At 41.2% G+C, this 11,851-nt stretch carries 9 protein-coding genes and 1 pseudogene; 9 read left to right on the top strand and 1 reads right to left on the bottom strand.

Features of this window, described 5'->3' with window-relative positions; genetic code table 11:
• Window positions 1–93: 93 nt before the first annotated feature.
• The 9 genes and pseudogenes from HT715_RS03745 to HT715_RS03705 all read left to right on the top strand — a co-directional run.
• Window positions 94–168, top strand: a pseudogene (locus HT715_RS03745) (transposase); the annotation flags it as partial.
• Window positions 169–402: 234 nt separating this feature from the next.
• On the top strand, window positions 403–1,680 hold the full coding sequence (locus tag HT715_RS03740) for an ABC transporter permease (RefSeq protein WP_001068296.1): 1,278 nt from the start codon (window positions 403–405) through the stop codon (window positions 1,678–1,680).
• Between the two features lie 126 nt (window positions 1,681–1,806).
• Complete coding sequence (gene vex2, locus HT715_RS03735) at window positions 1,807–2,454, top strand: ABC transporter ATP-binding subunit Vex2 (protein WP_000173719.1); 648 nt, start codon at window positions 1,807–1,809, stop codon at window positions 2,452–2,454.
• A 55-nt stretch (window positions 2,455–2,509) separates the two neighbouring features.
• Entirely contained in the window at window positions 2,510–3,889 is a 1,380-nt protein-coding gene (vex3, locus tag HT715_RS03730; RefSeq protein ID WP_054388057.1) for an ABC transporter permease subunit Vex3, read from the top strand.
• Between the two features lie 297 nt (window positions 3,890–4,186).
• Window positions 4,187–6,097 (top strand): CAP domain-containing protein, encoded by a 1,911-nt coding sequence (locus HT715_RS03725; RefSeq protein WP_172922831.1) that lies wholly within the window; start codon window positions 4,187–4,189, stop codon window positions 6,095–6,097.
• Window positions 6,060–6,821 (top strand): hypothetical protein, encoded by a 762-nt coding sequence (locus tag HT715_RS03720; RefSeq protein ID WP_138701080.1) that lies wholly within the window; start codon window positions 6,060–6,062, stop codon window positions 6,819–6,821. Before HT715_RS03725 ends, HT715_RS03720 begins: the two co-directional genes overlap by 38 nt.
• Window positions 6,822–7,106: 285 nt before the next feature.
• A complete protein-coding gene (gene vncR / locus HT715_RS03715) occupies window positions 7,107–7,763 on the top strand; it encodes a response regulator transcription factor VncR (protein WP_138703451.1) in 657 nt (218 codons plus the stop codon).
• Complete coding sequence (gene vncS / locus HT715_RS03710; protein WP_119943699.1) at window positions 7,760–9,088, top strand: sensor histidine kinase VncS; 1,329 nt, start codon at window positions 7,760–7,762, stop codon at window positions 9,086–9,088. The genes vncR and vncS overlap by 4 nt, the downstream gene beginning before the upstream one ends.
• A 140-nt stretch (window positions 9,089–9,228) precedes the next feature.
• Window positions 9,229–10,110, top strand: coding sequence for a class II fructose-bisphosphate aldolase (locus HT715_RS03705; protein ID WP_001019001.1), 882 nt, complete (start codon window positions 9,229–9,231; stop codon window positions 10,108–10,110).
• A gap of 320 nt (window positions 10,111–10,430) precedes the next feature.
• Here HT715_RS03705 and HT715_RS03700 read toward each other — a convergent pair whose 3' ends face one another.
• Entirely contained in the window at window positions 10,431–11,621 is a 1,191-nt protein-coding gene (locus HT715_RS03700; protein WP_000835817.1) for a ferric reductase-like transmembrane domain-containing protein, read from the bottom strand.
• Window positions 11,622–11,851: the final 230 nt, after the last annotated feature.

Here is an 11,851-nt window from a genome sequence, read left to right as displayed (position 1 = left end):
GCACTCTGTTGTTGAATGAGTTTTAATAAGTCTTTCATCGTCTTCCCCTCCTTGTTTTCTAACTTTATTATACTAAAAAGAAAGTCGTGATTTCTATTGAAAGACGGGCATCTGGTCCTTTCCAATAATCTAGCTGAACGCGCTATTAAATCATTGGTTATGGGACGGAGTAAAAGAGTCCAGTGGACTCTTTTAGCCTAAGAAAAACGTGGACTGATTTTGTGTTTGGATTATGACCTTGAACGACATGCTTTAAAAGTTAGTTGAACCGCCGTATGCCGAACGGCACGTACGGTGGTGTGAGAGGGACTAGAGATTATCCCCTACTCGATATTTTTTTCGTATTTCATAAACATTTCATATTTGGGTTTTATAATAGTCTTACAAATATGGAGGTGACAAATGAATCCAATCCAAAGATCTTGGGCTTATGTCAGCAGAAAACGACTGAGAAGTTTTATTTTATTTCTGATTTTATTGGTCCTATTGGCTGGAATTTCAGCCTGTTTGACGCTGATGAAGTCCAACAAAACAGTTGAAACCAATCTTTACAAATCACTCAATACATCTTTTTCTATTAAGAAGATAGAAAATGGTCAGACTTTCAAGTTGTCGGACTTATCATCCGTGAGCCAGATTAAGGGACTGGAAAATGTCTCTCCTGAACTCGAGACGGTCGCAAAACTGAAAGACAAGGAAGCGGTGGCTGGTGAGCAGAGCGTAGAACGTGATGATTTGTCAGCAGCGGACAAGAACTTGGTTAGCTTAACGGCTCTTGAGGATTCATCCAAGGATGTGACCTTTACCAGTTCGGCTTTCAATCTAAAAGAAGGGCGACATCTTCAAAAAGGAGATTCCAAGAAAATCATCATCCACGAAGAGTTGGCTAAGAAGAATAGTCTTTCGCTTCATGACAAGATTGGCTTGGATACTGGTCAGTCTGAATCTGGCAAAGGGCAAACAGTGGAGTTTGAAATTGTCGGCATCTTTTCTGGTAAAAAACAGGAGAAATTCACAGGCTTGTCTTCTGACTTCAGTGAAAACCAGGTCTTTACAGACTATGAAAGTAGCCAAAGCCTTTTAGGAAATGGTGAATCTCTAGTCAGTGCAGCGCGCTTTTATGTAGAAAACCCTAAGGAAATGGACGGACTCATGGAGCAGGTGGAAAACTTGTCCTTGGAAAATCAAGGCTACCAAATCGATAAGGAAAACAAGGCTTTTGAACAAATCAAAGACTCAGTAGCAACCTTCCAAACCTTCCTAACCATCTTCCTTTATGGGATGTTGATAGCTGGAGCTGGAGCCTTAATTCTTGTTTTGTCTCTCTGGTTGAGAGAAAGGGTCTACGAAGTGGGAATTTTACTGGCACTTGGAAAAGGCAAGAGCTCGATTTTCCTACAATTCTGTTTAGAGGTAGTTTTGGTATCTCTTGGAGCTTTGCTTCCAGCATTTGTTGCAGGAAACGCCATCACATCTTACCTACTCCAAACTCTACTAGCAAGTGGAGATCAGGCTGCCTTACAAGACACGCTAGCTAAAGCAAGCAGTTTATCAACCAACATCCTATCTTTTGCAGAATCCTATGTCTTTCTAGTCCTGCTTAGTTGCTTATCTGTAGCCCTTTGTTTCCTATTCTTATTTAGAAAATCGCCTAAGGAAATTTTATCATCTATTAGTTAATACTCTTCGAAAATCTCTTTAAACCGTGTCAGCTGTATCTGCAACCTCAAAGTTGTGCTTTGAGCAACCTACAGCTAGCTTCCTAGTTTGCTCTTTGATTTTCATTGAGTATAAGAAGGAGAAATCATGACTTTATTACAATTACAAGACCTTAACTACCGTTATAAGAACACTGCTGAGGCAGTCCTATATCAGATCAATTATCATTTTGAACCTGGGAAATTTTACAGTATTATTGGGGAGTCAGGAGCGGGGAAATCCACTCTCTTGTCCCTACTTGCTGGTTTAGATAGTCCTGTTGAAGGTTCGATTCTTTTCCAAGGAGAGGATATTCGTAAGAAGGGGTATTCCTACCATCGTATGCACCATATTTCCCTGGTATTTCAAAATTATAACTTGATAGATTATCTTTCTCCACTGGAAAATATCCGCTTGGTCAACAAAAAGGCAAGCAAGGATACACTGCTTGAGCTTGGTTTAGATGAAAATCAGATCAAGCGGAATGTTCTCCAGTTATCAGGTGGTCAACAGCAACGTGTTGCCATTGCTCGCAGTTTGGTCTCAGAAGCTCCAGTTATTCTAGCTGATGAGCCAACAGGAAATCTGGATCCTAAAACTGCTGGAGATATTGTCGAACTGCTCAAATCACTTGCCCAGAAAACAGGTAAATGTGTCATCGTCGTAACCCACAGCAAAGAAGTGGCACAAGCATCAGATATTACACTTGAGTTGAAAGATAAGAAACTGACTGAAACTCGAAATACTACGAAATAATACGAACTTTTTCTGTTCAAACTATAAAATAGAATAAAATCTAGAAAGGGAATCTATGTTACACAACGCATTTGCCTATGTTACAAGGAAGTTTTTCAAATCGATTGTCATCTTCCTGATTATTCTCCTCATGGCGAGCTTGAGTTTGGTCGGCTTGTCAATCAAGGGAGCTACTGCCAAGGCTTCTCAGGAGACCTTTAAAAATATCACCAATAGCTTCTCCATGCAAATCAATCGTCGCGTCAACCAAGGAACGCCTCGTGGTGCTGGGAATATTAAGGGTGAAGACATCAAAAAAATCACCGAAAACAAGGCCATCGAGTCTTATGTCAAACGTATCAACGCTATCGGAGATTTGACTGGATATGACCTCATTGAAACGCCAGAAACCAAGAAGAATCTCACTGCTGATCGTGCCAAACGTTTTGGAAGTAGCTTGATGATTACAGGTGTCAATGACTCCTCTAAAGAAGACAAGTTTGTCTCTGGTTCTTATAAACTAGTCGAAGGAGAGCACTTAACCAACGACGACAAGGATAAAATCCTCTTGCACAAGGACTTGGCAGCCAAACACGGCTGGAAAGTAGGGGACAAGGTTAAACTGGACTCTAATATCTACGATGCAGATAATGAAAAAGGAGCCAAGGAAACAGTTGAAGTGACAATCAAGGGACTCTTTGATGGTCATAATAAGTCAGCAGTAACCTACTCACAAGAACTTTACGAAAACACAGCTATTACAGACATTCACACTGCTGCAAAACTTTATGGATACACAGAAGACACAGCCATTTATGGGGACGCAACCTTCTTTGTAACAGCAGACAAGAACTTGGATGATGTTATGAAAGAGTTGAATGGCATCAGTGGTATCAACTGGAAGAGCTACACACTCGTCAAGAGCTCCTCTAACTACCCAGCTCTTGAGCAATCTATCTCTGGTATGTACAAGATGGCCAACCTCCTCTTCTGGGGTAGCTTGAGCTTCTCAGTTCTCCTCCTTGCCCTCTTGCTCAGCCTTTGGATCAACGCCCGTCGCAAGGAAGTGGGAATTCTCCTCTCTATCGGCCTCAAGCAGGCAAGTATCTTGGGGCAATTCATAACCGAATCTATCTTGATTGCTATCCCTGCTCTAGTTTCTGCTTACTTCCTAGCTAATTACACTGCCCGTGCAATTGGAAACACTGTCCTTGCCAATGTGACTTCAGGTGTTGCCAAACAGGCTAGTAAGGCGGCTCAAGCCTCTAACCTTGGTGGTGGTGCAGAAGTAGATGGCTTTAGCAAGACCTTGTCGAGCCTAGATATTTCTATTCAGACTTCAGACTTTATCATCGTCTTTGTCCTAGCCTTGGTTCTAGTGGTTCTCGTTATGGCGCTTGCTTCAAGCAATCTCCTTAGAAAACAACCAAAAGAGCTTTTGCTGGATGGTGAATAATACTGATGCTAGACTGAAAAATGAGGCTAGCAACTGAAAGTTTTAAAATGATACATGAAGCAGAAAGCAGTGGTGAAAATCATTGCTTTCAGTTGCTTTCTTTGTACTTTAGTGTTAAATATGATATACTAAAGTTATGGAATTTATTAGAAAGGGGTTTCGCAACTTATATATGGAATTGTGCATAAAAATCTATAGATAAATCTGTAGAAGCCTATCCATATCGCAAACATAGGCTAGTAGACCTAGGCAGGGTCTACCTTGGAAAATATAGAATAGTGAGGAAAAATAAATATTATGAGACAAACAAATGTTAGAGGAAGCTTATCCCTCCGTGGTTTTAGAAAATTAAGAACGGGTGCAATTGTTGCGACAGGTGTGATTCTACTGGGGCTAGGCTTTTTAGCTCCAACTGTATCAGCCAGTGAACAAGATGGTGTTTGGGTAGCCAGAACAGTTGAGGAAGTGAAAGCTGATATTCTAAATATAGACAATTTATCACACTACACAATTAAGTGGGGAGATACATTGAGTGCTATTAGTGGGGCAACAGGGCTATCTGTTGATAGTTTGGTTGAGATAAATCGTATTGCAAATAGAGATTTGATTTTTGCTAATAATAAATTGTATTTTAGCGAAGAGGCTTTTCTAAAAGATGGAAATACAGAAGTCAAAAGACAGCGAGTGTCGATTGAGAATTCTGGTAGCCGTCAAAGTTATGAAGTTGAAACAAAAACAGATACTGTAACTGGTGAACAAAGGACTACTGTTAAACAAACGACACCAGTAGCTGTGGAAATCCCAGCGGCGTCAGCAGAGAAAGCTGAAGAGTCAGTATTGCCGGCATCGAAATCAGAAACCTCAGTCTCAGTTGCGCCAAAAGCCGAAACAAGATCAGAAACTTTACATGCTCCATCTGCAGATACTACAATTGAATCAGGGAACTCAACTGAATCAAGTCCAGTAGTAGACAAGGCCCTTTCAAATATAGGGACAACAAATCAACCTGTAGTTTCAAATCCAAGTTCTGAAGCGCCAGCACCGAAAGTGGAAGAGCCAATGGTATCAGAACCAAAATCGGAAGAACCAGCGACCCCAGCACCAAAAGTGGAAGAACCAGTGTCACCGGCGCCAAAAGCAGAAGAACCAGCAACACTGGCACCAGAAGTAGAAGAGCCAGCGACCCCAGCACCGAAAGCGGATGAGCCAACGGTATCAGAACCAAAAGCAGAAGCACCCGTATCTCCAGCACCGAAAGTAGAAGAGCCAACGGTATCAGAACCAAAAGCAGAAGCACCAGAGTCACCAGCGCCAAAAGCAGAAGAGCCAATGGTATCAGAACCAAAATCAGAAGCACCAGCGACCCCAGCGCCAAAAGCAGAAGAGCCAATGGTATCAGAACCAAAATCAGAAGCACCAGCAGCGCCAGCGCCAAAATCAGAAGCACCAGCGTCTCCAGCACCAAAATCAGAAGCACCGGTAGCTACAAGACCAACCACGGAAGATCCAGTAACACCGAAAGGGGAAGTGCCGGCTGTACCACAAAAGGAGGTGCAGACTGTATTTAAATCGGAAGTGAGTCAAGCATCTGCTGGCAATGTTTTGGTGGGAATCAAAGGAGAATTTTTAACACCAGATCAACAAGCTATCTTAGATTCTCTTAATAAGATTCGTAAAGAGGCTTTTGAGGAGAAATTAGTAGATAAGTATGTTCCGATTAAGTGGTCAACACAACTGGAAAAAACGGCTCTTATGAGAGCTGCTGAGTCTTCTATTACGAATGCCCATGCTCGTCTCTCTGACAAAAATATTTGGACAGCTTTTCCGACTGGTACTAGAACATTTGGAGAAAACTTGGCGTGGAATTATAAAGGATTTGCAGAGGCGATTAAGCAATGGTACTCAGAAAAAGCCGATTATATTAAAAAATCAAAGGGTGAGACAGTTGCAGGTCAAACTGGTCATTATAAATCATTGATAAATCCTCTATATACTTATACAGGTCTTGGTGCATTTAATAACCCTCGTCATGAACATCACTGGATTACTGTTGCACAAATTTTAGGAGATAAGGTCGACTCGGAGGCTTTAGTTGGACAGTATGGGCCAGCAATTCAAGAAGCAGAGGTGACAGAATCTCAACTTTCCTCATTTAAAACAAAAGCTGATATTGTCGAAAACATATCTGATAAAAGAGACAAACAGTAAAGATGTTAATTCACAGGAAGCGTCTTCAGAAACAAGAGATGTAACATCGCACGGTAACGGAGCAACAGAGGAAGCAAAGACTGTAGAATCTACGGAAAGCACAGAGAAAAGTCAAGTAGAACCAGCTGAAAACACATCAGCTACGGATATGGCAGAAACAGGAAAAACATCTGTAGCTCCATCATCAGACTCAGAAAAAGTATTGACCACCACAGAAGAAACTGGAGAAGCGACTTCGTCTGATTCTAACTTAGTAAATTCACAAGAAAATAATTCTGAGACACAAGATGGAACAACAAATGCCACATCAGAAGAATCGTCAGAGTCAAAAGAAGCATCAGTTACCTCTGAAAGTGAGTCAACAGACACACAACCATCTGTAGAAGTAGGAACAGAAGAAACACTAGCTCCAAAAGACGCAGGAACAACAGTAGAAGCTGAAGAAGTTGTAACATCAGCTCCTCAAAAGGTCAAAGTCAATGTTTTTTATAACTTTGATAAAATGAAAGATATTGCAGGTTTTCTAGGAGATATCAATGGAACTCCTCTTGAAATCGCGGAAGGTTCAACAGATGATGAAGTAAAAGTAGCAGTCAAGAACCAAGTTGATGCCAAGAAAGAGGAATTACGTAAACGTGGTTATACTGTTAAAGAAGACTATCTCTATAAAAATAATGGGAAAGATTATAATTACGTTGTAACATTTTCAAAAGCAGCTAAATAATTTTCATTCCACAGAGAGTGAAATGCAAGCAGAGAGAGCGATAGGCTCTCTTTGTTTTATCTAGTGGTCAGTTGCTTACAGACAAAAGGCCAATAAGAGGCTATAATAGAAAATAGAGTAGGTAGTTATTCTAATACTCTTCGAAAATCTCTTCAAACCACGTCAGCTTCCATCTGCAACCTCAAAACAGTGCTTTGAGCAACCTGCGGCTAGCTTCCTAGTGTGCTCTTTGATTTTCATTGAGTATTATTCTAAGAAAAATAAAAAATAGAGAGCAGTTAAAGTATGAAAATTTTAATTGTAGAAGATGAAGAGATGATCCGTGAGGGGGTCAGTGATTATTTGACGGATTGTGGCTATGAAACCCTTGAGGCTGCAGATGGGCAAGAAGCCTTGGAGCAATTTTCTAGCTATGAGGTAGCCTTGATTTTACTAGATATCCAGATGCCCAAGCTAAATGGTCTAGAAGTCCTAGCTGAGATTCGTAAAACCAGTCAGGTTCCTGTCTTGATGCTGACCGCCTTTCAGGATGAGGAATACAAGATGACTGCCTTTGCTTCTCTGGCAGATGGCTATCTGGAAAAGCCCTTCTCCCTCTCCCTCTTAAAAGTGAGGGTGGATGCAATTTTCAAGAGATACTACGATACAGGACGAATCTTCTCTTATAAAGATGCCAGGGTGGATTTTGAGAGCTACAGTGCCAGTCTAGCAGGTCAAGAAGTGCTTATCAATGCCAAAGAGTTGGAAATTCTGGACTATCTGGTGAAAAATGAAGGCCGGGCCTTGACTCGGTCTCAGATAATCGATGCCGTCTGGAAAGCGACAGATGAGGTTCCCTTTGACCGTGTCATTGATGTTTATATTAAGGAATTGCGGAAAAAACTAGACCTGGACTGCATCCTCACTGTGCGCAATGTTGGTTATAAATTGGAGCGAAAATGAGACGAACAGGTTTATTTACAAAGATATTTATCTATACCTTCTCGATATTTAGTGTTCTGGTTATCTGCCTTCATTTAGCTATTTATTTTCTATTTCCCTCGACTTATCTGAGTCATCGTCAGGAAACCATTGGCCAGAAAGCGACAGCTATTGCCAAGTCCCTAGAAGGAAAGGATAGGCAGAGCATCGAGCAAGTGTTAGAGCTGTATTCCCAGACTAGTGATATCAAGGGGGTCGTTAAGGGCGAGATGACAGAGGACAAGTTAGAAGTCAAGGACAGCATTCCTCTGGATACGGACCGTCAGACCACCTCTCTCTTTATTGAGGAGCGTGAGGTGACAACGCAAGATGGTAGCACCATGACTCTCCAGTTTCTGGTTTCTATGGATTTGCAAAAGGAAGCAGAGCAAATCAGTCTCCAATTTCTTCCCTATACCTTGCTGGCATCCTTTCTAATTTCCCTCTTGGTGGCCTACATCTATGCTCGGACCATTGTTGCCCCGATCTTGGAAATCAAACGGGTGACTCGTAGAATGATGGAACTGGATTCCCAAGTGCGATTGCGCGTGGATTCTAGGGATGAGATTGGTGATCTCAAGGAACAAATCAATAGCCTCTACCAGCATCTTTTGACTGTCATTGCAGACTTGCATGACAAGAATGAAGCCATTCTCCAGCTGGAGAAGATGAAGGTCGAATTCCTACGAGGGGCTTCTCATGAACTGAAAACACCGCTGGCTAGTTTGAAAATCCTGATCGAAAACATGAAAGAGAATATCGGTCGTTATAAGGATAGAGACCAGTATCTGGGAGTTGCCTTGGGGATTGTGGATGAACTCAATCACCATGTTCTGCAGATACTTTCCCTCTCTTCTGTGCAGGAGTTGCGAGATGATAGGGAAGAAATTGACCTCCTCCAGATGACACAAAGTCTGGTTAAGGATTATGCCTTGCTCGCCAAGGAAAGAGAGCTCCAGATTGACAATAGTTTGACCCATCAGCAGGCTTATCTAAACCCATCAGTTATGAAGTTGATTCTTTCTAATCTCATCAGCAATGCCATCAAGCACTCTGTTCCAGGTGGCTTGGTTGGCATTGGAGAAAGAGAAGGGGAACTCTTTATCGAGAATAGCTGTAGCTCAGAAGAACAAGAAAAACTAGCCCAGTCTTTTTCTGATAATGCTAGTCGCAAGCCCAAAGGGCCTGGGATGGGACTCTTTGTGGTCAAGAGTCTATTGGAACATGAAAAATTAGCTTATCATTTCGAGATGGAGGAGAATCGTTTAACCTTCTTCATAGCTTTTCCAAAAGTCGCCCAAGACTAGAGATAGAAAGGGTTTACATGGATGAAGCTAGAAGAAATTAAATCGAAACTACGGGAAAAACTAGATTTTTTTGTCAAAAAGTGATAAAATGAACAATGTAAATGGGGTGACCCATAAAAATATACAGGAGGCCTGATAAAATGGCAATCGTTTCAGCAGAAAAATTTGTCCAAGCAGCTCGTGACAACGGTTATGCAGTTGGTGGATTTAACACAAACAACCTTGAGTGGACTCAAGCTATCTTGCGCGCAGCAGAAGCTAAAAAAGCTCCAGTTTTGATCCAAACTTCAATGGGTGCTGCTAAATACATGGGTGGTTACAAAGTTGCTCGCAACTTGATCGCTAACCTTGTTGAATCAATGGGTATCACTGTACCAGTAGCTATCCACCTTGACCACGGCCACTACGAAGATGCACTTGAGTGTATCGAAGTTGGTTACACTTCAATCATGTTTGACGGTTCACACCTTCCAGTTGAAGAAAACCTTAAATTGGCTAAAGAAGTTGTTGAAAAAGCACACGCTAAAGGTATCTCAGTAGAAGCTGAAGTTGGTACTATCGGTGGTGAAGAAGACGGAATCATCGGTAAAGGTGAATTGGCTCCAATCGAAGACGCTAAAGCAATGGTTGAAACTGGTATCGACTTCTTGGCAGCTGGTATCGGTAACATCCACGGTCCTTACCCAGCAAACTGGGAAGGTCTTGACCTTGACCACTTGCAAAAATTGACAGAAGCTCTTCCAGGATTCCCAATCGTATTGCACGGTGGTTCAGGTATTCCTGATGAGCAAATCCAAGCAGCTATCAAACTTGGTGTTGCCAAAGTTAACGTTAACACTGAATGCCAAATCGCATTCGCTAACGCAACTCGTAAATTTGCTCGTGACTACGAAGCAAACGAAGCAGAATACGATAAGAAAAAACTCTTCGACCCACGTAAATTCTTGGCTGACGGTGTAAAAGCTATCCAAGCATCGGTTGAAGAACGTATCGACGTATTCGGTTCAGAAGGTAAAGCATAATCTAGCTGAATAATACAGATAAAACCTGCCTGTGAGGGTGGGTTTTTTGATTTCAAGCTACTCGTTTTAGTATAGTAAACTGAATCTAGACTAGCACAATGCTGCTTCTATAGCGTTTTGAAACTAGAACAGGACAATATAACTGTTAAAATATTTCTATAAATTCATTTGATTTTCCTAATCAATTTGTTCGTATCCTATTTCACTCTACTATAAAATAGTCTTATCAATTGATTTGAATTCCAAAATTTCATCGCTCTGGTCTTATTTCATTTGGCTATAAAAAACTCTCCTGGGGAATCCCAGGAGAGTATGAGTACTTATTTGAACTTGAATCCTTCGTAAATAAGCTCTGCTTTTGGATTTTGTTTCTTAATCTGTTTGGCAAGTGTCTTCATCATAGAAAGGGGACCACACATATAGACGGTTGCATGTTCGGGCACTTCTTTTTGTTCAAAATTAAGATAGCCGTCTTTCGTACTGTCGATTAGATGGAGTTCAAAATTAGGATTTTTCTGAGCATAGTTACGGAGTAAATCTAGGTAGACTGCATTTTCATCTCCACGGAAGCTATAGTAGAAGTGAACCTGTTTATCTAAAATAGGATGTTCACGGATGTAAGAGATGAAGGGGGTGATCCCAATACCTCCAGCAATCCAAACCTGATTTTCTCGTCCTTCTTCTATGATCATGTGTCCGTAAGCTCTGTCTAGGGTTACTTTGCTGCCGGCTTGAAGATTATCATAGATATTATTGGTATGGTCGCCTGAATTTTTAACAGTAAAGTAAAGAGTTTGGCCATGACCTCCTGAGATAGAAAAGGGATGCGGAGCACTTTCAAAGCCTTCTTGGAAAATCTTTAGAAAGGCAAATTGTCCTGATTGATAGTTGAAAGGTCTGCTAAGATGGATTTGAATTTCTCTAGTATCGTGATTTAAGCGTTTGAGATGGGTAATTTTCCCTAGATAGGGGAAGGAAATCTTTTGATATAGAAAAATGATATAAAAACCAGCCAGTAAGCCTAAAAGGGCATAGCTACCAACAAGAAAACTTAGAAGATTAAATGTAAGGAGACGATTGCCCATTATCATGTAGATGTGAAAGAGTCCTAAAATATAGGCTAGGTAAACCAGGCGGTGAATCCATCGCCAAGCTTCGTATTGGATGTATTTGCCTAAATAGGCGACAAGGATGATGCTGGCAAAGATATAGATGGCAAGATTACCAAACTGAGCAGCTAAGCGAGAGCCCCACAAACCGCCCATACTAAAGTTATGAAAGATTAGTAGGATGATTGAGAGAAAGGCTGTGAATTTGTGGACGGTGTAGACCTTCTCCAAACCGTGAAACCAGCTTTCTAGTAGTGGGAGACGAGTGGCTAGGATAAAAGTCAGAGATAGGCTTGTTAAAGCTAGTCCTGGAATCATGAATTGGGGAGAAGTGTTCATCCAAGTCAAAAGAGTCAAGATAAAACTAGCTATGATAAAGAGTAGTCCTTTGATTGATTTCATAGAAAATTCCATTTCATTTAGATTTCGATTTGTTGTAAATGAATTTGTTACATTTTATCATAGAAAATGTATGGTGTCAAATCTAGGTGTGTAAATCTCTGTTCTTATAAAAAACTCTCCAATTGAACTGGAGAGTGGCTGTTTATACTCAATGAAAATCAAAGAGCAAACTAGGAAGCTAGCCCGCAGGCTGCTCAAAACACCGTTTTGAGGTTGTGGATAGAACTGAC

The sequence above is a fragment of the Streptococcus sp. 4155 genome (assembly GCF_013276695.1).
In the GTDB taxonomy this organism is placed as follows: Bacteria; Bacillota; Bacilli; order Lactobacillales; family Streptococcaceae; genus Streptococcus; species Streptococcus pseudopneumoniae.
Note: the sequence above shows the minus strand (reverse complement) of the source record. Positions and strands in the feature narration are given on the sequence as shown.